The organism is Pararhizobium sp. IMCC21322, assembly GCF_030758295.1.
In the GTDB taxonomy this organism is placed as follows: Bacteria; Pseudomonadota; Alphaproteobacteria; order Rhizobiales.
Window position 1 is genome coordinate 2,652,526 of sequence record NZ_CP132335.1, and the last position, 21,229, is coordinate 2,673,754.

At 50.6% G+C, this 21,229-nt stretch carries 19 protein-coding genes; 11 read left to right on the forward strand and 8 right to left on the reverse strand.

All coding sequences use genetic code 11. The features are described 5' to 3' along the window. Positions 1–16 precede the first annotated feature (16 nt). The 7 genes from galU to RAL91_RS12620 form a co-directional block, all read right to left on the reverse strand. Complete coding sequence (galU, locus tag RAL91_RS12590; protein ID WP_306256549.1) at positions 17–901, reverse strand: UTP--glucose-1-phosphate uridylyltransferase GalU; 885 nt, start codon at positions 899–901, stop codon at positions 17–19. Between the two features lie 44 nt (positions 902–945). Then, a complete protein-coding gene (locus RAL91_RS12595; protein ID WP_306256550.1) occupies positions 946–1,878 on the reverse strand; it encodes a glycosyltransferase family 2 protein in 933 nt (310 codons plus the stop codon). Further along, on the reverse strand, positions 1,865–2,815 hold the full coding sequence (locus RAL91_RS12600) for a glycosyltransferase family 2 protein (RefSeq protein WP_306256551.1): 951 nt from the start codon (positions 2,813–2,815) through the stop codon (positions 1,865–1,867). The genes RAL91_RS12595 and RAL91_RS12600 overlap by 14 nt, the downstream gene beginning before the upstream one ends. A gap of 4 nt (positions 2,816–2,819) precedes the next feature. Further along, the gene (locus RAL91_RS12605; RefSeq protein ID WP_306256552.1) at positions 2,820–3,809 is read right to left on the reverse strand and encodes a glycosyltransferase family 2 protein; all 990 of its coding nucleotides are present in this window, start codon (positions 3,807–3,809) and stop codon (positions 2,820–2,822) included. A 1-nt stretch (position 3,810) separates the two neighbouring features. Continuing rightward, positions 3,811–5,052 carry a glycosyl transferase family 1 gene (locus tag RAL91_RS12610; RefSeq protein WP_306256553.1) on the reverse strand — a complete coding sequence of 414 codons (1,242 nt, stop codon included), beginning with the start codon at positions 5,050–5,052 and terminating at the stop codon, positions 3,811–3,813. Position 5,053: 1 nt separating this feature from the next. Continuing rightward, complete coding sequence (locus RAL91_RS12615; RefSeq protein ID WP_306256554.1) at positions 5,054–6,109, reverse strand: family 16 glycosylhydrolase; 1,056 nt, start codon at positions 6,107–6,109, stop codon at positions 5,054–5,056. Between the two features lie 285 nt (positions 6,110–6,394). Next, positions 6,395–8,626 (reverse strand): glycosyltransferase, encoded by a 2,232-nt coding sequence (locus tag RAL91_RS12620; protein WP_306256555.1) that lies wholly within the window; start codon positions 8,624–8,626, stop codon positions 6,395–6,397. A gap of 486 nt (positions 8,627–9,112) precedes the next feature. Here RAL91_RS12620 and RAL91_RS12625 point away from each other — a divergent pair, with 486 nt between their 5' ends. The 6 genes from RAL91_RS12625 (at position 9,113) to RAL91_RS12650 (ending at position 14,869) form a co-directional block, all read left to right on the forward strand. Beyond that, entirely contained in the window at positions 9,113–9,271 is a 159-nt protein-coding gene (locus RAL91_RS12625) for a putative RiPP precursor (RefSeq protein WP_306256556.1), read from the forward strand. 68 nt (positions 9,272–9,339) lie between these two features. Next, complete coding sequence (locus RAL91_RS12630) at positions 9,340–9,729, forward strand: PqqD family protein (protein ID WP_306256557.1); 390 nt, start codon at positions 9,340–9,342, stop codon at positions 9,727–9,729. A gap of 8 nt (positions 9,730–9,737) precedes the next feature. Continuing rightward, the gene (locus RAL91_RS12635; RefSeq protein ID WP_306256558.1) at positions 9,738–10,145 is read left to right on the forward strand and encodes a lasso peptide biosynthesis B2 protein; all 408 of its coding nucleotides are present in this window, start codon (positions 9,738–9,740) and stop codon (positions 10,143–10,145) included. An 11-nt stretch (positions 10,146–10,156) separates the two neighbouring features. Further along, positions 10,157–12,082, forward strand: coding sequence for an asparagine synthase-related protein (locus RAL91_RS12640; RefSeq protein WP_306256559.1), 1,926 nt, complete (start codon positions 10,157–10,159; stop codon positions 12,080–12,082). After that, the gene (locus tag RAL91_RS12645) at positions 12,072–13,028 is read left to right on the forward strand and encodes an HPr kinase/phosphorylase (protein WP_306256560.1); all 957 of its coding nucleotides are present in this window, start codon (positions 12,072–12,074) and stop codon (positions 13,026–13,028) included. Before RAL91_RS12640 ends, RAL91_RS12645 begins: the two co-directional genes overlap by 11 nt. Continuing rightward, on the forward strand, positions 13,028–14,869 hold the full coding sequence (locus RAL91_RS12650) for an ABC transporter ATP-binding protein (protein ID WP_306256561.1): 1,842 nt from the start codon (positions 13,028–13,030) through the stop codon (positions 14,867–14,869). Before RAL91_RS12645 ends, RAL91_RS12650 begins: the two co-directional genes overlap by 1 nt. Before the next feature lie 25 nt (positions 14,870–14,894). Here RAL91_RS12650 and RAL91_RS12655 read toward each other — a convergent pair whose 3' ends face one another. After that, on the reverse strand, positions 14,895–15,149 hold the full coding sequence (locus tag RAL91_RS12655; RefSeq protein WP_306256562.1) for a hypothetical protein: 255 nt from the start codon (positions 15,147–15,149) through the stop codon (positions 14,895–14,897). Positions 15,150–15,436: 287 nt separating this feature from the next. On the opposite strand from RAL91_RS12655, the gene RAL91_RS12660 reads away from it, so the two are divergent. The 5 genes from RAL91_RS12660 to RAL91_RS12680 all read left to right on the forward strand — a co-directional run bounded on the left by RAL91_RS12660 (position 15,437) and on the right by RAL91_RS12680 (position 21,208). Continuing rightward, entirely contained in the window at positions 15,437–16,132 is a 696-nt protein-coding gene (locus tag RAL91_RS12660; RefSeq protein WP_306256563.1) for a sugar transferase, read from the forward strand. 100 nt (positions 16,133–16,232) lie between these two features. Next, the gene (locus RAL91_RS12665) at positions 16,233–17,483 is read left to right on the forward strand and encodes a polysaccharide biosynthesis/export family protein (RefSeq protein ID WP_306256564.1); all 1,251 of its coding nucleotides are present in this window, start codon (positions 16,233–16,235) and stop codon (positions 17,481–17,483) included. Between the two features lie 44 nt (positions 17,484–17,527). Then, positions 17,528–18,805 (forward strand): O-antigen ligase, encoded by a 1,278-nt coding sequence (locus RAL91_RS12670; protein WP_306256565.1) that lies wholly within the window; start codon positions 17,528–17,530, stop codon positions 18,803–18,805. Between the two features lie 10 nt (positions 18,806–18,815). Further along, on the forward strand, positions 18,816–20,318 hold the full coding sequence (locus RAL91_RS12675; protein WP_306256566.1) for a lipopolysaccharide biosynthesis protein: 1,503 nt from the start codon (positions 18,816–18,818) through the stop codon (positions 20,316–20,318). Then, positions 20,318–21,208, forward strand: coding sequence for a polysaccharide pyruvyl transferase family protein (locus tag RAL91_RS12680; RefSeq protein WP_306256567.1), 891 nt, complete (start codon positions 20,318–20,320; stop codon positions 21,206–21,208). The genes RAL91_RS12675 and RAL91_RS12680 overlap by 1 nt, the downstream gene beginning before the upstream one ends. The last annotated feature ends 21 nt before the right edge of the window (positions 21,209–21,229 follow it).

Consider the following 21,229-nt stretch of genomic DNA (forward strand, 5'->3'; position numbering starts at 1 on the left):
GTTCAGACGGCCGAAATTATCGAAGGCCAGTGTATTCTGACATTTTGCTGATTTTGGATTTTGAAGCGCTGGCGTAGTCGGCGCGCTTCAACGCGAAGGCCACATTGGCCTCAACGAAGCCTTCTCGTCGTCCGCAATCGAACATTCGGCCAGTGAAGGGCTGAGCATAGAAATTGTCTGTCTTCATCAGACTCAGCATCGCATCGGTGAGTTGTATTTCACCGCCAGCACCTTGCTTCTGCGTTTCAAGTATCTCAAATATTTCGGGTTGAAGGATGTAACGGCCATTGATGAAATAGTTGGACAGGGCATCTTCGGGCTTTGGTTTTTCAACCATTCCGTTGATCGAGAACCCTTTGCCAAATGTCGTGCCGGGCGAGACAATACCGTAGCTGCCGGTTTCACTGGGATGACATTCTTCGACAGAAATCACATTCTCACCGGTCTGATTGTACAGCTCGATGGCCTCTGCCATGCAGCCGGTATCACCGAAGGAGACCATATCTGGAAGCATGATTGCGAAAGGTTCGTGACCGATCAGGTTGCGTGCACACCAAATGGCGTGGCCAAGCCCCTTTGGTGATTGCTGGCGTGTGAAACTCACCATACCGGCATCTGGCAGAATGTCATCGAGCATGGCAAGGCTGTCTGCTTTTTGGCCGTTCTGCAGTGAAGAGTAGAGTTCAGGTGCCTGATCAAAGTAGTCCTCAATGGCCGATTTATTTCGCCCGGTAACAAAGACAATATGTTCGATCCCGGCCTCAATGGCCTCGTCAATGCAATACTGAATGACAGGCCTGTCGACGATCGTCAGCATCTCCTTCGGGATGGATTTTGTTGCCGGAAGCATCCGGGTTCCAAGTCCAGCAACTGGAACAACTACTTTTCGTACTTTCTGCATCTTGTCCATATTTCCTCAAAAGTTACGGTTCAGATTCATGTGATTCAGTTTGCCACCCAGCGCTGCCATCGCGCTGCAATTGGCATGCGCAAATGCCGTGCAGCCATAGGGTCGCTCAACACGGCTCTCAACGCCTTGACGGGAGAGCGTGACTTAAGGTGCTCAATCAACTCCAAAAAGCTGATAGCCTCGTCTATGCTTTTGGAGCGCTTCTTGAGGGCGTGCATTTCAGCACCATTCAAGACAGCCTGTTGCTGGAACACTGTGTCGGCTGTTTTCATGTCATGCAGGTGATGAAGTTTCAGAACCCGTGAAATGGACCCGTCTCGAACATGGTAGTTATAACCGGCGATTGGATGAACGCTGCATTTGACACCCATGGAAAGGGCCGTCGCTGCAAACAGATAATCTTCGCCAATGCGCAGCATTTCATCATAAGACAGAGAATGATCGACGATGAAATCGCGTCGGATAACCGGCTTCAGATAACCCAGATTGAATGTGCTGGCGAAGAGAGTGTTGCCCAGAATGTAATCTGCCAAACTGATGCTGCTTAATTGCGCCCAATTTTCCGGAGGAAACATGCGGGAGATGCTGCGATCATCGCCGTGATTGATGTTCAGATTATCCACCACAATCTGCGCGCCATTCGTGCTGGCAAGGCCGATCATGTTGTAAAGGCGGTCGCTTGCCAAAGTGTCATCTGAGTCCAGCATTGCCAGCCATGTGCCAGTCGCGTTTTTAATGGCTGTGTTTCGTGCAGCGCCCGGTCCGCGGTTTTCAGTATGCTGGAAGAGTTTGACGGTGTGATCCGGGAAACTGTTCGCGATGGCTGCTGAATTGTCCTGCGAACAATCATCGACAACAATCACTTCCACGGAAACGCCAGTCTGCCGCGTCGCGCTTTTTATAGCGGCGCCCAGGCTTTCTGCTGAATTGAAGCTGGGAATTATAACCGAGACATCAGGTGGGCTCATTGCTGACCCCTGTGCGCGCGGGCATGCCGTATTGCTCTAACTCATTGAAACCAAGTATGCCGCTGATCGTTCCAATATGCAGACCACCGCGCAAAAGCGCTGTGTTTCGCCGTGTGCGACTGGTGATGTGCAGGCAACTGCAAAAAGCGCTATAGATGACTTTTGAAAGCGCACGGGCGGTTTCGAACATCTTTGCGGCTGCACCAAGGGGTTCTGCAAGGAGTTTGCCGTGGGTTTGACCCGCGCGAAACCGTCTCCTCATCAGCCAGTCGAATGTGGCGCGCTTTTCAGGGACGGTTTCGGTGACGACTGCGTCTTCGCTATAGGAAAACTGGCCACCGCTCTCGAACATTTTTTTGAAGAATTCAGTGTCCTCGCCGCCGGTTTGACCACGCAACAGGTTGAACCGCCTTCCCGAAAGACTGGGTGCGGTCATATTCATCAAAACATTGCAGGTATAGCCTGTCCTGATCTGTCCCTTGACCCAAACAGGGTAGGTGGAATGAAAATCGCCAACTCTGAGCCATTTCGGCGCAGCATCCAGATAGCTGGCAATGACCGGTCCTAAAACCACGTCAGCGCCGGAATTCCGCATTTCCTCTGTCAGACTTTTCAACCAGTTTTCCGTCACGATCTCATCATCATCGACAAAGGCGATAAGCCTGGCTGAGCTGGCTTCCAGACATTTGTTTCTGGCAATGGAAATATTGCCCGCAGGACCGTGCAGATAGGTAATCGGGTGTTTGGATCTAGTTGCGAAATCATCAACCAGCGCTTTTGCGGTAGGCTTCCAATCATTGTCGACAACAATGATCCGAACCTCATGGCCCTCTATCATCTCCAATCTGTTGAGAGATTCCAGAGTGTGAATGAGTTCAGTGCGTTGAAACGTGCACACACAAATATCGATTGAAATTGGTTCGCTCGGATGCCTCATAAGCTCAATCGCCCGGTTTCGTTGCGGCGACAACCATCTGTCGCCAGAATCCGATCGACCAGGCCAGATGCATGGTCATGGCTGAGAGACCGGCCAGTGAGATTGACCAATCGCGGTGTTGATACGCCAGATAAAACCCGTAAGAGAGACAGACAGCCATCCATACCATGAGCGGGATAATGGCGGCCCAATGAAAGACCGCCAAGGTCGACAGCAGGACGATTGGCAGAATGGTAACCGGAAGCATTTGCCTGGCTTTGGGAACCACACAGTGTTTGATCAGGTTCTGGGCCCTGCCGAACCCATAATTCTGATATTGCCGGAACAGGCTGGTTACTGTCTGACGCGGGTAATATGTGCATCTGGTTTTGCTGGTGAGCCAAATCCGGTATCCGGCAGCGGACAAGCGGTAGTCCAGTTCGGCATCTTCATTGGCCTTAAAGGCGACATCGTAGCCGCCAACATCACAAAATGCCGAAATGGTCATCAGGGCATGATGACCATGATCAACCCATTGACCTGACACGATTGATCGGTGTTTGGCACCGCCATTGCCAAGTTTTGAATTTTGCGCCGCAGCGTTGGATTTCTGAAAAGTCCTGAGCCCGACAGTATCCATTGAAACGGCAACGGAATCAGCATTGGTTGCTTTGGCTTCCTGAATCAATTGCGCGCAATAATCATCCGGGTATTCGCAGTGTGCGTCGATCCGAATGAGATAATCCGCCTCGTCACCAAACTCGCTGACACACAGATTCACGGCCCAGCTTTGGATCTTGTAAGGGTTGTCAAACAGGACAATGTTTGGATGTTCGGAACTGAATTTCTCGACAATTTTTCTTGTTCTGTCCTGGCTGCCGCCATCGGCGACAATGATCTTGAATTTTTCAGGGTCGGTTTTGACTGCCAGCTGAGCCAGCAGGGAACCAATGTGAGCCTCTTCATTCAGACAGGGAATGATGATCAGGGCGGTGTATCGATTTGAACTCGCCATACTAGGTTCTCTCCAGGGAAACTGAGGCGGGAATTTCTCGGGCGCTGGACTGGCTGGTTACAACCGAGCCGGCAATTTTTGAAACCAGCGCTTCACAATCTTTCAGGTCGTAGACCCACAGTTTTTTGGGAAGCGCTGTCACCGCGTTTCGGTGCGCGTAATATTGCTCGCTGGTAAGCGTGCTCAAGACCCTCATGAGCTCAGAGACGGACAGATCCTCCATCGCAATGCCGATGAGCCTGGAGGACAGGAATTCTGCGGTTTCGGTGTTCTTTACGGCAATCGGAACTGCTGCGAAACGACATCCCTCATACAGCCGGTTTGGCAAAAGCCACGCGGAGTTTTGGCCTGCCTCAAACAGATCGATCACCCAGGAAAAGTGAACGTCCTCATATATGGCCGATAAGTCTTCGGGGTTTTTGTAACGCCCCTCGAAAGACATGTAGGGCTGGGCTTTGACGAAGCCATGAAAATCCGGGAAGACATCCAGCGAAGGAATGCCGCGCAAGACAATTTGGAAGCGTCCCCGTTGCTCCTGCGTAAATTCCGAAAGCACTTCCAAAGAGCGTTTACATCTGAGCGCTCCAAACCACCCGATTTTCCAGGGGGAGTGCGCGCGCGCGCCTGCATCATCTCCATCTGTTGCAGAACTATTGACCAGTTCAAGGTGCTTGTTTTCAACGATTTCTATTGGCTGAGTGATGTCGGCGAGGGGCCTGAAATAGTTCCGCACAAACGCCGGTGAACTCGTGATGATGATCGAGACATGTCTGAGCAGCCGCTTTTCCAGCCCTCTTAAGGCGCTGCCAGTCCGGTCCTTGCGCAACATCAGACGATGGATATCAAGGCACTCATAGGCAATCTTGATCTCCGGCGAACCAAAAAATGACTTCAGCCGAACAGCGACCACCAGCATCTCAAGGTTTCTAGCAATGATCACCTCAGGTTTCGCCAGATGCCCAAACTTGCTGCGGATGGACAATGTGGATCTCGCAACGGCAACAGCGCGCTGCATGAAATTGCCATTCTCGGTCTGCCCGAGCTCAATGGGGGCAACATCTTCGATAAGTGCCGCAGGTTCCTGTGATCTCCTGAACCCGGCTATTGCAACGTCTGCACCGCCAGCCTGGAACATCATGAGGCGTCTGCGAACAGCCGGGTCAGCAAGGTCGTGCACAAGATACAGAAAGTGGGGCGGCGCCCTACCAGTCCTGTCGGGTTCGCCGAGGTCCTGCGGGCGCATATCAGTTTCCCGCTGGTTCAAAGTTGCAGGCGACGGATCCGTCGAACTGACAAGGTTCATCAAAGCCGGTGAAAGCGACCCGATCAACGAACATCAAAACCGGCTCATCCGGCGCTGAGAAGGGCCCCATCCAATCGACAAATGTGTCTGATCCCCACAGGCTGAAATAAATCTTCTGAAGATTGCTCGGCAGCACATCTGTGTCACTGGTCTGGTGAACCAGATTGCCGTTGACATACCAATGCATCTGCCCTGGTTCCCAGACAAATGCGTAATTATTGAAGCCACTGTCCGACGTGTCTTCAAGGGGGATGAAGGCTTCATTGCCACCACTGCCACCCACATAATAGTTGAGTTGAACTTTGCTTGTGTCCTTCAGGAGGAATTCAAAATCGATCTCATCGTGGGGTTTTTTATGCACTGGTCCGATATAGGTGAAAAATGCAGCATTGAGGCCAGAGCCACTGCCGGTTTTTATCCGAGCTTCATAGACGCCGTATCCAAACCGTGCGTAGGTCTGCACCTCGCCACATGCATAGTTTCGATCAGCGGTCGTCTGCTGTTTGAATTGCAGCACAAGCATGTCATCTGAAATGCCGGTTGCGCCCTTTGACCAGGTGCAGTTTTGGTGGTCGCCATTGGCCCATCCGTCAGAGATGTACCAGCGGATTGAATCCAGAGAGTTGAAGTTATCGACAAATGATACGCCGCTGTCCAAATCGTCCGCGTAGGATGGTTCAGACGAAAGTGTTGTCAGAGCAGTTGCGGTGACTGACGCAATCAAAAAGGCCGCCAGAACCTGCTTGACCTTCTTGTTCTCCGGAATTGGCTTTGGATTTTGGCCTGAAGCATTGGGAGCCGCAGGTGCCGGCTCGCTGACCACAGCAGCCTCACTTGAGGTGACATCAGCGACCATCTTCAGGGCCAGTTTCTCAAGCTCAACAATTCCTTTGTGCTGCTCCGCAAGCGTCAAAATCCTGGATTGACAAGCCAGCAATGTCTCTGTCAGTTCGTCCGATCGTTTGTTGGAATTTTCAGGAGCATCGCCACTATCCATTGTGTCCTGCAGGAAGGCTGCCGATGTTGCTGCGTTCCTGGAACGGGATTGCAACCCAGAAAGCTCTGTTTGAATGGCTTTGCTGCAGTTACGAATATTGTGGACCAAATGCTCAAATCTTTTGGAATCCGTTGCTGCATCCCGCGCGCTGGACCGAACATAAAATTCGTTGTGATCCGGATTGGTTCGATTTTTGATGTAATTGAAAACCATCTTACGCCGCCACCTGCGCTAGCCCGTTGCACAATATCGGCATAGCTACGCCACTGGATTTGAGGGTGAACCTCATTGATTGGCTCCAATTCCATTGACCGGAAACAAAACCTGTTGGTCTCGATAAATATTCGCCGGTGGTTTTTGGCTTTTTGTCAGGCCAATTTTACCAATCTTGTCAAACGCAATACCGCTAAACACAGCGAGAAAAATAGACGGGTTTGAACAGGCAAATTTCAGGGCTTGCCACGCCGTTTTGTCTTTCTTCAAATCGAGAAATTCGCGAAGTGCGAATTTGCTGTGGATATGCCGTTCGTGGCGCATCAACATTGAGCGGTTGGCAGCAGAGAGAGCATGGTCATCCAGCATGGAACGGTCGGCTTTCACCAATGCTTCCAGATCCGAAGTCTGATGTTTTGCGCTGAGTGAATTGGAACGGATTATTGCGGCATATCCCAAAGATGGTGAGATTTTGAAGCGCGCCTGTTTCAGGAGCGCTCTTGAATACAGCTCATAATCCTCACCCAGGCGAAGATTGCGCTGGTATCGGATGCCATGCGCCTGGAGAAATCCCCGTTTCATGACGGGTTTGAGAAATCCCAGTTCGCCGCGCATCAGGCCGCGTTTGGAAATATTCCCGGCAATAAATTCAGCGAAACTCAGCGTCGTTTGTTTGGGGCTGTTGCCCAATAATTCCGTGGTTTCAAACGTGCCAATCGCCTCTTCGTCCAGAAACACGATGTTATCGCCGATAAAATCCCAATCATCGTCTTCAATCAGCGGTTTGAAACGATCCTTCAGGAAAAAATCATCTGCATCCAGGACGGCAATCAGTGGAGCATGTGAATTGTCTATGGCGATGTTTCTGGCTTCGGCAGGACCAACATTTTGCGACAATTCAATCAATTTCAGGCGATTGGTTCCGTCTTCTGCAAGCCGCGCTGTGACGACTGTTTGGTCCGTCGAAGCATCATCAACAACGATGACTTCTGACACCTCCGCCTGATTGAGTGCTGAGGTCACAGCCCGAGCAATTGAATCTTCAGCATTGAAGGCAGCAATTATCACGCAAACAGATTTTGCATTGCGACTATGCTGCTGGCCCTCAGCCAGGGTTTCGACTGGGTTTTCATGCCCATGGGAGTTTGCCATATTCTGAACCTCAGCCGACTGTCGTGGTTTTGCTGTGCGTTTTTCCTGAGTGATGCGACGGCTGACATCTGCCGATATCGCCCATAAAGATTCACTGGCGAATCTGGCCGGAGAGCGTTCGCAGAGTTCCCACAACACCTGTCGGCGCTTGGGCCAGTTTGACGCGTTTTTTTCGGGCAGAAGCAGAAGGTTTTTAAGAGATGCATCACTGACCGAAGCCAGGATTTCTGGTTCGGGCGTTTTTGTCATTGGATGATCAACATTCAGGACAGCTTTTGCAGAACGAAGGCCGAGCGAGAGAATGGCTGACAAACCCTGCTGCTTGCTGAAAGCCTGTATGGCCGTGATATCCTGTGTCCGCAAATTACAAAGGCTCGCATGGACATCAGCAATATGGCCTCCGCACGGCTCACGATTGAACATCGCTTTGGCAATGCTGATCGACGACATAAGCAAAAAGTCATCCGGGTGCATGAACGGCACCTTGATCCCGGCAACATCGACAAACTGTTTCCGCTTTATAAATTCACCGGTATCAGTTGGTTGCGGTGAACCGGGTTGCTGAATCCTGTAGTGAAGATCAATTGCCGGGGACCCTGGCAGGTGGGGCTCAAAATGTTGCTCGCCTAGAAAATTGACCCACCAACTTGAATCCGTTCTGTCGACCACGGCAAACCCGGCCGTTCCCAGCACGTCTCTGGCCCGCTTAAAGTCATTGCCGTGTACGAGCAAATCAACATCACCGGCGGGTTTTACAAAATAGCTGCCATAGAGGATTTTCTGCTGAATTACGCCCTTGAAGACAATGAACTCAACATCAGCCTTCACCAGCGCATTCGAAATTTTCGAGATATGGGCAAGACAGGCCGCATTCAGAAGTGCTGTCCGTTTGCGATAGATATTCAACCATAGATCGAATTTCTGATCGTCCGAACGTCTATGTTCACGCGAAGATCCCAAGAAATTTGCGACCTTGTTGGTGCGCAGAAATTTCTGAAATGCATCATGTCTCGTAATGTCATGCAGCCGATCCTGAGGGTCCGTCATTCCCGCAAATACATATTTGCCGAGGGAATTTGCGACCGTATGGAAAGTGTCTGTAACGTTTGCGAGTGGACCGAATTGGGTAGGGGGTTCGGCAATCTGTATCATAAACAAGCCCTGTTGCTTTCGCTATCAGTCTTGGTAGCCGTTGCCTCCCTCTTAAAGTAAATATCAAAATTCAGCGCTCGTCAAACATCATTTGATGACGTTTTTACTGCGAAAAACGATCAAAATTGTGACTGAATATTGTTCTGAATTGAAATGCGGGATCAGCGGAAAAATATAAATGCCTGTAATCATTCAATAAAAATAATCGGGCAATGAGAACACAATTTAGGCAATATTCAAAAATGCATAAAAAATAGGCATAATATAACAGGAATTTTTCTGCATAAGTAAACATGATGAAAATTTAAGCGGTATAGAGAAAAATCAATGAAATTAGAGGTCTGTGGAATTTTTAATTTAATGTGATAAGTATTCGGTCATTTTTTCTTGACATGCAATATGACGCTGGTCTTACTCAGCGAGTGCGGGATGGTTCTGCACGACCAAAAACCGTAAAGTTCCGACGTGGAGTAAAGGGAGATTTTGATGAAAACAGCTTCGAAAAGTTTGAGCCCGAAATACGAGGCGCCGTGTCTCACGGTTCACGGTTCAATCGAACAGATAACCCAGGGTGCTTCTACCGGATCGGCACTTGATGCTGCGTTTCCGGTTGGAACGACATTTGGCGATCTGACCTTCTCTTAAGAAGGCGGACGTTCAAAGAAAGGCTGCGCGGCACATTGCTGGGCAGCTTTGGGGCAGAGTTGGTTTGTATGACCAGCCTGTTCGTGTTTTGTCAGGCGACAAAATTCGTGGGCAATTGCCGGGTTGGGCGGAAATTGTCAGGTGTGTCAGCAATGAATGGTTCTTCACCCATGACAGAAGATCGTGACCCAATATCCCAACGTCTAAAAGCGTCCTCGGAAGTTGTCGCTTGCGAGTTTGGCGAAGGCATAGCGCTGCTTCATTTGAAAAGTAATGTCTATTATAGCCTCAATTCTGTTGGCGCAGACATCTGGGATTTTATACAAAAGCCTTCATCAAGGGACGATATTTATAAGTATATAGAGGAAAAATTTCAGATTCAGAAAGAAGTATGTCGTGCAGACGTAGAAAAAATTCTGTCAGAATTTAAGAAGTACAATTTGTTGTCTCCATCATGACAAAGGTAATGCGATTTTTTCGCCTAAGTATTTCAGAGAAAATCTTCCTCGCCCATTGCATTATTGTGTTGTGCGTCATTCGTCTTGCTCTGTCACTGAAGTCAGCTTCTTTCATCATGCGGAAGATATCGGCAATTCATGTCACTGAAGACGGCGATCAAAAGTCGTCAAGCATGGTCGCATGGGGGGTCGGTGCGTGCTCCAATTATGTGCCCGGTGCAACGTGCCTGACACAGGCTCTGGCCGGGCAGTATTTGATGGCCAGACACAACTACCGTTCAATCGTGAGAATTGGGATAGAGCGGGATGACCACAAAAACATAAAGGCGCATGCGTGGCTGCTAAGCGGCGGGTTTGTTGTGTTGGGTGGAAAGGCATCTGACATGCCACTTTATGCAACCATGGTAGATTTGTAGGCGATGATACCATGAGCGCTATTGCAGGCATATTCAGCAGAGCAATGAGCGGAGAGCCTACCGAGGCCTGTCTGCACAAAATGCTATCGGCGATGCAAGCCAGATTTTCTGATGGCCAGAAGGTTTTGACGATTGGTCCGGTGACGCTCGGGCTCGGTTGGACGAATACTTCAGGTGAGCGTAAAGGCGGGCCGTTTTCATCTCATGGTAAAGCCCTTTCGATCGTCGGCGATATCAGATTGGACAATCGTGAAGCACTCATGTCCATCTTGGGAAATTGCGCTGGCGGAATAACCGACAGCGAGTTGGTGCTGAAGGCCTATCGAAGATGGGGTGAAGGCATGCCGAGCCATCTGGAGGGCGATTTCGCTTTCGTGATATGGGACGATTCCAGACAAGCGGTCTTCTGCGCACGGGATCGTTTTGGTATCAAGCCGTTCTATTTTCGCCTGACCGAAATACAATTCTCAGTTGCATCCAGTATTTCGGCACTTGTTGAAATGCAGGGCAGTGGATTGGATGTCGACGAGGATCGCATTGCCGACTTTCTGGTTGGCCTTCCCAGCGAGACCGGCAAGACGGCATTTCAACAGATCAGACGTTTGCCGCCCGGGGAATATATGACGGTCACCCGTGACGATGTTCGCACCGCCGGATATTGGGTGATCGAACCAAAGCAGCCCGTTGCACAGGCCGAATTGCCAGACGCATTCGCGGAGCTTTTCACGCGGTCTGTAGCGAACAGGATGCGCGGAACCGATCAAGTGGGAGTTATGCTCTCGGGAGGACTGGACTCATCATCCATTGCCTGTGTTGCTCGTAATCTGAGGTCAATGCAAGGGCAAGGCGCACTTGACACCTACTCACTTGTATTCGAGCGGGGAAGCGGTGCCGACGAAATCCATTCTATCCAGTCTGTGCTGAATACAGGTGGCTTTAAGCCCCATTTTCTGGGCCCGGAACTGCCGGAGCCTTTTGCTCAACATGAGAGTGTGCTTCGGGAACAATCAGAACTGTTTCTGGCGCCCGGGCTGTCAAACATCCGTTCAATTTATGCACAGGCCAAGGCCAACGGGCAACGCGTGCTTCTGGATGGTCACGGCGGTGATGAAGTTGTGTCCCACGGTTATGGACGGCTTCGGGAATTGACTGATCAGGGCAACTGGCTGAGATTGTGGCGGGAGGCCTGTGGTGCAGCAAAAACCCTGAATGTCAGCCCTGCTACGATATGTCTGCAATTGCTGACAAGCCGGTTTGCCGCCTCAGGCAATCTCTTCAACTCGTTCAGCACATTTTCTCAATCCAGACTGCCTTATCGCGTGAGAGCAAAACTCTCCAGAAAACGGACCGAATGGCGTCAACTCGTGAATGAGGATCTGGTACATCGTAGCAATCTGATCGCCAGATATTCAGCAGCGCGAGACACCAAAGCTGGAGATGCCAGTGAGCAGGATGAGCATATGCACATTCTCGCCAATCCTCTCATTCCTCACGCATTTGAGGTGTTGGACCGCGCAGCGGGTGCCAATTGTATCGAACCGCGATATCCCTTCTGGGACAAGGAATTGTTGTTGTTTTGTCTTGGGCTTCCGGCCAGTCAAAAACTGGGCAATGGCTGGACCCGATTAATCCTCCGACAGGCGATGGAAGACATCCTGCCGACTGCAGTGCAATGGCGCCGCGACAAGGCTGATTTCACATCAAACACTGCGGTCAGCATGCTGAGCCATAATCAAGCGCTGATGAGCAGCATTATGGGCGCCGAAGCCGATAGATTAGCGCCCTACGTGAACATGGATTTCCTGCGAAAGGCTTTTCAACGCCTGTCGCAACAAGGTGACCGTGCCCAGCTGGAGGACATCCTGCATGTATGGCGATCTGTATGGCTGTCACTCTGGTTGAAGCAGATGGAACGGGGCACAAGCATTGAGTATTGATAGACACCTCTCCCATGCGACGGCTACGCAGGATCACGCGGCAGGAACCGCCCGGTTTTACACAGCCTATGGTCTGGTTTTTGCCTCCGCCCTTGTTCTGCCTGAGTTGATCGAAGTTGAGCCTTGTGCCGCTGATGTATGGATCAACATAGGGAACCCCGAAGAACAGGAAGCCCCAGGTGGAGACACGACCTGGTATCGGTTTGAAGAGGATAGTGCAGTCCTTCACTGGGATGCTGTCGGCACATTCAAGGTCCGTTACGGAAATGAAATCGTCGTTGAACAGGCAGAGAATGTGGCAGACGATCTTGTCGCCTTTCCGCTGCTAGGGCCGGTTCTGGCTGTGCTGCTGCATCAGCGTGGACTGCTTATCCTGCACGCCAGTTCCATTAGCATCAAAGGCCGTGGCCTGTGCCTTTTGGGAGACAAGGGCGCGGGCAAGTCGACAACTGCGGCGTCATTGGTCGCGGCGGGACATATGTTGTTGACTGATGATATCGTTGCAATCGAGTGCGATGCAGACGGCGATTTTTACGTTCTCGCCGGCTTTCCCCAAATCAAGTTAGCCGCAGATGCCGGTGCCCGAATAGGTCTGGCAGATGCCAGAATTCTTGCGCAAGCACATCCTTCCATTGACAAAAACCGACACCGCCTGATGTCAGGGTTTTCCGACCACCGCGTAAAACTGGAAAAGCTGTTTATTCTGGTCCGCGGCAACGAGATAGGTGTCACGAGCCTATCCGACAAGCAAAGTCTCGATGCGCTGATCCGCTACTCATACATGTCCAGGTTCGGGACTTCCGCAATGGCCGGAGCCTCTGTTGCGGTCCATTTGATGCAATGCGCGAAAATTGCCGGGGCCTTGAAAGTCAATGTCTTGACCGTCCCTGACAATCTGGGCCGGCTCGGTGAGTTGGTGGACGTTCTTGAAAGGCAGGCGGCCTGATGAACATTGCGCCATCAAACCTTCCGGAGTCAGCGGCCTCTCTGGGTATGGGCAGAAAGCAAATAGCGACACAAATTCGGCTTCTGATGGCGCATATAGGGCGCATTTCAGGAGGCCGGTTTTGGATGGCGCTTATTCTGCTGCTTTTTGGCAGCCTGACCGAGGGCATTTCCATATTTCTGTTGATCCCGCTGCTTCATATTATGAATCAGACCGATGGCGCATTCGTGATGCAACTCGGCCAGATAGACGCATTGTCCCGTTGGTTACCCGACATCGCTGTTTCGCTTCCGGTAATACTCGCATTGCTCATCGGGCTGGTGTCCCTTCAAGCCTTCTTTGTCAGGTGGAAGTCGATTTATCTGGCCCGGATGCTCATCGATTTTCTCAATCAGACGCGTATCGAATTGTTCGACGCGATTGCGCGCGCACGCTGGGAGAAAGTGGCGCAGAGCCGAAAATCGGAACTTGAGCATGCTCTGACCGCAGATATTGAAAAAATCCAGGCATGTGGTTTTTTCCTGCTCAATATATGCCAAACCCTTGTTATTATGTCGGTTTACGCCGGTCTATGCTTCCTGATTTCAGTTCCTACCACCTTGATCGTGCTGGCTGTGGGCGCAATCCTCTATGCTGGTTTGTCGCCTTTTCGCGTGAATGCCGCAAAGTTTGGCGTGCTGACCACACGAAACAGAAAGGAACAATATCGCACCATTTCGGATTTCCTGTCCGGCATCAAAATGGCAAAAATGTTGAACGGCGAGCGGTTCTATTTTGACCTTCTGGATCGAAATTTGGCCCGGATAACAAAAGACAACACATCCTATGTAAATCAAAGCACCATTGGCACCGCCGCTTTCCAGGTTGCCAGTGCAATCGGGTTAGCTGCTTTCGCTTATATCTCTCTGGTGGTGTTCAGGGTTTCCATGGTGGAGTTTCTGGTTCTTCTGGTGATTTTCGTCCGTGTCACCCCCAGATTGTTAAGCCTTCACACCCAGGTGCAGCAATTTCTTGTCAGCCTGCCGGCCTATGGTTCGGTTTTGAAATTGACCGGAGAGTTTGCAGCGGAACGCGAACTTGCAAAGGAAACCCGTGTGCCAGTTTCGTTCAAGCTGGAAAAAGGGATCACCCTGAAGCATGTCAGCTATTGCCATGAGATGGCCGGGCGTAATTTTGCCCTGCGTGACATCTCACTGGAAATACCAGCTGGCAAAGTGACGGCGCTTATCGGGCCATCGGGGGCGGGAAAAAGCACCTTGGCGGATATCATTGCCGGTTTGATTGAAGTGACGTCAGGAGCAATGTCCGTAGATGGCATGTTGATTGGCTCGGACAATCAAAGGGCATGGCGCTCTCACGTCGCCATCGTTCATCAGGACGTCTTTCTGCTGCATGACACCATCAGAGCCAATTTACTCTTTTCCAAGCCTGATGCGAATGACGCTGAAATTTCAAAGGCCCTTGATATCGCGCAAGCGCTGGAATTTACAAAACATCTGCCTCTCGGCCTGGACACAATTGTTGGAGAAAGAGGTGGGCTGCTGTCCGGGGGAGAACGCCAAAGGATCGCCATAGCTTGTGCTGTTTTGAGAAAACCCAAACTGCTCGTGCTTGATGAAGCGACCAGCGCACTGGATTGGGTCAATCAGGCGCTGATTGCTGAAACCATCGAAAAATTACGCGGTGAAACCACCATTCTGACAATCGACCACGGGGACGCGATGATTGCTCATGCCGATCAAGTCATTGCGATGGAGGAGGGCAGGCTTGTCGATTCTGGAAAATATTCAAAATTGCGAACAAAGCGTGAGCCTCGTTTATCAAAAGTGATTGCAGGTTAAGGACGATGAGTGTCCCAACAGGAATTCAAGACACTCTTTTTTTCAACGGTTCGGTCTTGCTGTATGTTTTGGCGTCAGTAGGCGCTTTTTCATCCACTTTTTGTTTCTGTTGTGCGCGTACCTTCATAAGGATGAAACAAAAATATCCTATCTGGAGGATGACGAGCACAATGACTGCTCTGATCGCCACGGTCACAAAATCTGCGCCATCATATAATGACCACATTGTCACGATGATGGTGGTGCAAACCAGACCCAATAAGAATTTTGGCAAAGTCATTGCTACCTCAAGTTGCTGATATAAATTACCACAAACCGGCCACAAATGATAGAGGTCAGGGTTTAAGAATTGGCGAATGCTGAACGTGTCTGAATTGGGCATTTAGTTGAGTATAAAAATTGTGCAATCTCGCAAAAATAAGATAAAAAATAGGCAATATTGTCATATTTTGTAAGCGGAAACATAAGTGTTTGATGAATTTTCAAATTTCCTGTAATCGCACTTGTGATTGATAATTTTATATGTATTCTACTTTTGGGAGGCTGTGATAAACCAAGGAGCCAATGATGGCTGTTTTCGAAAAATCCTCCCCTTGGCGCATACAAGCTCGCCAGGTTCGACAAACACAAAACGAAAATCTGCCCCGAATATCCAGAAGTTCCTTGAAGCGTATTTTTGATGTTGTCGGCGCCTCAATCGGGTTGGTCGTCCTGTCTCCATTGATGCTCATGTTAGCCGCGCTCGTTAAGTTCACTGATGGCGGTTCTGTATTTTACGGGCATCGTCGTATCGGGCGAAACGGTTCAACATTCAAATGCCTGAAATTTAGGACAATGGCTGCGAACAGCGAAGAATTGTTGGAAATTTACCTGTCTGAAAACGAATCTGCTCGCGTTGAGTGGGACCGCGACAGAAAACTCAAAAGTGACCCCCGGATCACATCGATTGGCGTGGTTCTCAGAAACCTGAGTCTGGACGAACTTCCGCAACTCTTCAACATCCTACTCGGCGAAATGAGCATGGTGGGTCCAAGGCCGGTGGTCAGCGACGAGCTGGAAAAATATGGGGCTGCAGCACAGTATTATCTCAGCACCCGGCCAGGACTCACAGGACTTTGGCAAATCAGCGGTCGCAACGATGTCAGTTATGGGCGTCGTGTGGAGCTCGATCAGATTTACGTGAAAAATTGGTCATTCCAGTCAGATCTCGTGATCATTATCAAAACGATCCCTGTCGTATGTCTGGCTAAGGGCAGCTACTGACCAAATTCCGTACTGACGACCTGATCTGATCTGCTTTTCTAACTCAGGTCGATGACGTTTGACGTCTTTGCACGGTCGCGTAACCTTCGGGAGTAAGCATGTGAACACCAGATATGACGTAACGAATCTGAATATTTTTTCCATTGCCGCGTTGGTGTTGGTCTGGTTCTCATCACTCAGTTATGCCCAGGCTGAGTACCAGCTGGGTGTTGAAGACAAGCTGATGATCCGGGTCTATGAGTGGCGCAGCGTTGAAGGCGAAGTTCGCGAGTGGCCAGCCCTGACGGGCGAATATGTCGTTGGCGCGTCCGGCAAATTAACATTGCCGTTTGTGGGCTCTGTCCCTGCCATTGGCAAGACCACCGAGGAAGTTGCCGGCACAATTGGCAGCAAGCTGAAAAATGTACTGGGTCTGGTTGATAAGGCGGAGGCTTCGGTTGAAGTCATCGAACACCGACCCTTCTTCATATCGGGCGAGGTGAAAGCATCCGGGCGATATCCCTATTCGCCCGGCCTTACGGTACAGCGTGCAATAGCGATTGCCGGGGGTGGTTCCCAACTGGCCACAACGGGATCCCGCGCTTCCCGCGATGCCATAAGTGCGACCGGAAACATTGGTATCCTGCGCGATCAGCTGGTGCGCCTGCTTGTTCAGCGCGCCCGCGTCAATGCCGAAACCAACAAGACAGATATTGTTGTGCCGGTGATCAGAGGCGCTCCTTCAAATTTCATCTCATCCCTGGTGGAGGATGAAACGGTGATCATGGTCTCGCGCCAACGCAAGATTGATCAGGAACTCTCCGCGCTGGACTCGCTGCAATCCCTGCTCGAACGGGAAATCGATACGCTTCGACAAAAGATGGTGTCGATTGAATCTCAGATGGAGAGCGTCAGCAAGGAACGGAAAGGCATGGAGGAACTTGCCAAAAAGGGGTTGGTAAACAACACCAGATTATTCCAGGCGGAAAGAAACAGTGTTGATGTCGAGGGCAAGGCGCTTGATCTGACCACCGCAATTCTGCGTGCCCAGCAGGAAATTGGCAAAGCCAATCAATCAAGAATTTCATTCCTCTCCGGAAGAGAAGCTGAATTGGCGCTTGAGCGCCAGAAGCTTGATTCTCAGATCGGCGAGATCGAACGCAAGATCGATATGCAGCAAGGTTTGCTGGCGGAAGCCGCGGCGTTTTCATCGACGACCGATGCAGCGCTTGGAGATGAGGGTCTGGTTCTGACCTACAAAATCACAAGAGATATGGAGGGCGGGTTGAAGGAACTGACTGTGGACAAAAACGCGCCAGTCCAACCCGGCGATGTTGTGGTGGTCGAACTGTCAATTCCCGTCGGCAACTAGGGTCTGCCACCTCAAAGTTCTTTAGCGAGAATTGTACGAACACCATGAAAATCAGAAGATCACTGTTTGTCGATCAGGAATGCAATTCGCTTTACGCTGCAACTGCGATTGCCGTGTCGATATTCGTGTTCGCCTATTCATCCCGCTTTGGTCAGGTATCTGTCCTGCTTTATTACGGGCTTTGGCTGCCGCTGATTATGGTCGACCACAGGCGAGTTCTCAGCACAGTTCAGACGTTTCCAATCATCTACCTGTTTGCTGCATTGGCCGTGTTGTCTGTGTTCTGGTCACAGGCCCCCGGGGTCACTTTGCGGGGCGGCATACAAATGCTGTCCCATGTCATATGCGCGACATTTGCCGCCAGCGTGGTGAGCAATCGCTCACTTTCAATTGGTGTGCTTTGGGGCACGACGCTGGTGTTGTTGTACTCGCTCTTTTTTGGCCGCTACAGCTATAATCCCATTGATGGTTCATACACATTTGTCGGGTTGTTCTCGTCAAAAAACCAACTCGGATTTTTCGCTTCTCTGGGCCTGGTTTTCGGGTTTTTCAATCTGTTTTATGTCGTAACAGGCAATGCGCAGAAACTATTGTGTTTGGGTATAATTCTTCTCAGCGCTTATATACTTGCGATTTCTTCATCTGCGACTTCCATTGTCTCTGTATTCATCACTCTTAGTTTCCTGTTCGGGTTGATGAGTCTGTCAGTTTTCACACCAAACACCCAAAAAGTTATATTTTTTTCCAGTCTGGTTTTGGCTGTTTGTGGATTTTATTTGGCTGTTGAACTGAATGTTTTCGAATTTATCCTGGCTTTGTTTGGAAAAGATACAACCTTAACGGGTCGTACCTATCTCTGGTCAGAGGGCTTTGCAGCCGCGACAGAAGCACCCTGGTTTGGGTGGGGTTATCTCGCCTATTGGGTGCAGGGATTTTCTGAAGCGGAGCGTCTATGGGCCGAATTCTACATTGAATCCCGCACAGGCTTTCATTTCCACAACACCTATATCGAAGCGCTGGTCGAGCTTGGTTATGTGGGGGCCGTTCTCTTGATCTGGCTTTTGATTTCCACGCTTGTGATGGCCTTTTCCAAACTGATGAAAGGCCATTTCCAGCCAGAAGCTATGCTCACATGCAGCCTGTTGGTGCTGTTGACCATACGCTCCGTGTCTGAAGTCGACATTCTGACGCCCTACACCGTCGGCTCCTTCATTTTCTATTTTCTGGCAACGAAGTCGCGCGTGGCGCAGCGCCGCAATGCAGGGTCTTATCTGGTAAAGCCGCGCTATGCCGGACCGAAGGTGAGGGCGCTGGGTGGATAATTCGGCAAAAATGTCTTCTGCGGCTCTCAGTGCCGCTACCAAGGGTCCCGCTGTTTCCTTGGCTCACCTCAGGTCTGGCCGGGGGATCGCGGCACTCAAAGGCGTGTTCTGGTCGTCCATAAACACGCTGGTTCCAGCCATTTTGGGATTGGCGGTTTTCATTGTGAGTTCCCGATTTCTCACACCCACTGATTTTGGTCTTGTGGGACTGGCCGCCAGCATTGGCATGTTTGCCAGCGCGATTGCGCCAGGCGCATTCGCAGAAGCCCTGATCCAAAGATCAAAGCTTACAAACGATCATGTCGATACGGTTTTCTGGTTATGCGCGGCCTCTGGCCTTGCCCTGTTTTGCCTGTTGCTCGTATTCGCCTCTCCCATTGCCAGCCTTGTAGGGCAACCATCGATAGCTCTGCTCATTCAGGTCTTCGCATTGCGGTTTCTGTTTGATCTGTTGGCCAGTGTTCCAAATGCCCTGATCGCAAGATCAATGCTGTTCAACCTGATCGCATTGCGAACCACAATTGCCTCGACAATTGCTGCGGTCTGCTGCTTTGCGCTGCTCTATCTGGGGTATGGGCTTTGGGCATTGGTCGTATCCCAGGTCGCGGCATCATTCATAAGCTTCGTCGTTGCTTTCTGGGCCGCAAAACACATTCCAGCGTTTCGTTTCGATTTGCCAAGTCTCAGGGACGTTGCGAGCTACGGCATTTTTGCCTCGGGCACGAGATTTGTCGGAACAATGAAACTGGATCAGATTCTTCTGGGCTCATTGGCAGGCCCAGCGGTTCTGGGTATCTACAATTTTGCCAGGCGATTGCTGACCATTTTGAACAGTGTCATGGCTGGCACGCTGGCCTCGGTTTCCCATTCGCTTTTTTCGTCTCTGCAGGAGAGTCAGGCGAAGGTCAGAGAAGCGTTCCTGTTGGCGACATTTGCGTCTCTTACAGTTTCATTTCCGGTTTTTGCCGGTTTGGCGCTGATTGCAAATGAACTCATTCCCCTGGTGTTTGGCGAAAAATGGCTGAGTGCAATTGTGCCTGTTCAGGCCCTTTGCGCTGTCGGTCTTATCGCCAGCGTTGGCATCGTCCAATCCTCTCTGATTGCCAGTCAGGGCAAAACAAACTGGTGGTTCTATTATCAGGCGATGCAACAAGGGATTACCCTTGGAATAGTCCTGACATTCCACTCTTATGGTGTTGAGGTTTTGACCATTGCAATTGCAATCAAAACCTATCTCCTTTGGCCGATATCATTCCTCATGTCTGCCGCTCTGGTGAAAGTGAGCGTCTGGAAATACCTCCAGCAAATGATACCAGCGGCGGTCTCCGTATTTGCCATGGGTTTCGTCCTGATCGTGACCCGAGACAGCCTGTCAGCTTTCGATCCGTATTTCAGATTGTCACTTCAGGTTCTGATCGGCGGCACTGTCTACGTCTCTCTCGTCTCAATCTTATCTTTTCACCGGATCAAACATCTCGTGAAGGTGTTCCAATCTCGCAGAAAGCAGCATTGATGAAACTTTTCTATTATGACCATGCGCGAAATTTTGGCGATGATCTGAACCTCTATTTGTGGCCCAGATTGCTACCCAAAAACTTTCTGGATGAGGATGAAAGCGAGCTTTTTGTCGGTATCGGCTCAATTCTTTGGGATTTTTTGCCGAAAGAACCCATGAAATATGTCGTTGGATCAGGGTATGGCGCATATACCGCTCCGCCCAATGTGAATGACGGCTCCTGGGACGTGCGCTTTGTCAGGGGGCCGAAAACAGCGTCCGCATTGGGTATCCGTGCTGACAAATCGATCTGTGATGCGGCAGTGTTGCTTCGTGGAGTGGAACTGCCGGAAGTCGCTTCCCAATCGTTCGAGATTTCCTTCATGCCGCATTTTGACAGCATCGATCGCGGAAACTGGAAAGAAGCTTGCCGTTTGGCAGGCGTTCATCTGTTGGATCCCACTTTGCCCTGCGCGCAAATCCTGTCCGAAATACGGGCGACAAAGCTCCTCATCACCGAAGCCATGCATGGTGCAATTGTTGCAGATGCATTGAGAGTGCCGTGGATTGCTGTGGAACCCCTCCATCATCCGCACCGGTTCAAATGGTATGATTGGGCGGCGTCCCTTGATATCGACTATCAGCCACAAAAATTGTGGCCTTCCAGCATGCGCGAGCTTTGGACCAGAACAACCGGCGGGCAGGGGAAAGGCAAAGTCACCAGATTTCTGGCCGGAAAAGCGGCCTATCCGGCAAATATGGTTATGGCAAGAATTGCTGCGCAGGGGCTTCAGAGTCTAAGTCGTCGGCCACCGCAACTGAGTTCAGACGCAGCCATTGAGCGGGCTTCTGATCGGTCATTATCAACGGTTGATTTGTTCGTTCGCCAGAGAAAATCAGCAGCTTAGTTCATAAAATTACCAGGAGTG

Excerpts from the sequence above, each read along its gene's own strand:
- RAL91_RS12655 (WP_306256562.1), bottom strand. The coding sequence starts at position 15,149 with ATGACTTTGCCAAAATTCTTATTGGGTCTGGTTTGCACCACCATCATC.
- galU (WP_306256549.1), bottom strand. The coding sequence starts at position 901 with ATGCAGAAAGTACGAAAAGTAGTTGTTCCAGTTGCTGGACTTGGAACC.
- RAL91_RS12640 (WP_306256559.1), top strand. The coding sequence starts at position 10,157 with ATGAGCGCTATTGCAGGCATATTCAGCAGAGCAATGAGCGGAGAGCCT.
- RAL91_RS12630 (WP_306256557.1), top strand. The coding sequence starts at position 9,340 with ATGACCAGCCTGTTCGTGTTTTGTCAGGCGACAAAATTCGTGGGCAAT.
- RAL91_RS12615 (WP_306256554.1), bottom strand. The coding sequence starts at position 6,109 with ATGGATAGTGGCGATGCTCCTGAAAATTCCAACAAACGATCGGACGAA.
- RAL91_RS12680 (WP_306256567.1), top strand. The coding sequence starts at position 20,318 with ATGAAACTTTTCTATTATGACCATGCGCGAAATTTTGGCGATGATCTG.
- RAL91_RS12625 (WP_306256556.1), top strand. The coding sequence starts at position 9,113 with ATGAAAACAGCTTCGAAAAGTTTGAGCCCGAAATACGAGGCGCCGTGT.
- RAL91_RS12670 (WP_306256565.1), top strand. The coding sequence starts at position 17,528 with ATGAAAATCAGAAGATCACTGTTTGTCGATCAGGAATGCAATTCGCTT.
- RAL91_RS12675 (WP_306256566.1), top strand. The coding sequence starts at position 18,816 with ATGTCTTCTGCGGCTCTCAGTGCCGCTACCAAGGGTCCCGCTGTTTCC.
- RAL91_RS12595 (WP_306256550.1), bottom strand. The coding sequence starts at position 1,878 with ATGAGCCCACCTGATGTCTCGGTTATAATTCCCAGCTTCAATTCAGCA.
- RAL91_RS12600 (WP_306256551.1), bottom strand. The coding sequence starts at position 2,815 with ATGAGGCATCCGAGCGAACCAATTTCAATCGATATTTGTGTGTGCACG.
- RAL91_RS12610 (WP_306256553.1), bottom strand. The coding sequence starts at position 5,052 with ATGCGCCCGCAGGACCTCGGCGAACCCGACAGGACTGGTAGGGCGCCG.
- RAL91_RS12635 (WP_306256558.1), top strand. The coding sequence starts at position 9,738 with ATGCGATTTTTTCGCCTAAGTATTTCAGAGAAAATCTTCCTCGCCCAT.
- RAL91_RS12660 (WP_306256563.1), top strand. The coding sequence starts at position 15,437 with ATGGCTGTTTTCGAAAAATCCTCCCCTTGGCGCATACAAGCTCGCCAG.
- RAL91_RS12620 (WP_306256555.1), bottom strand. The coding sequence starts at position 8,626 with ATGATACAGATTGCCGAACCCCCTACCCAATTCGGTCCACTCGCAAAC.
- RAL91_RS12605 (WP_306256552.1), bottom strand. The coding sequence starts at position 3,809 with ATGGCGAGTTCAAATCGATACACCGCCCTGATCATCATTCCCTGTCTG.
- RAL91_RS12650 (WP_306256561.1), top strand. The coding sequence starts at position 13,028 with ATGAACATTGCGCCATCAAACCTTCCGGAGTCAGCGGCCTCTCTGGGT.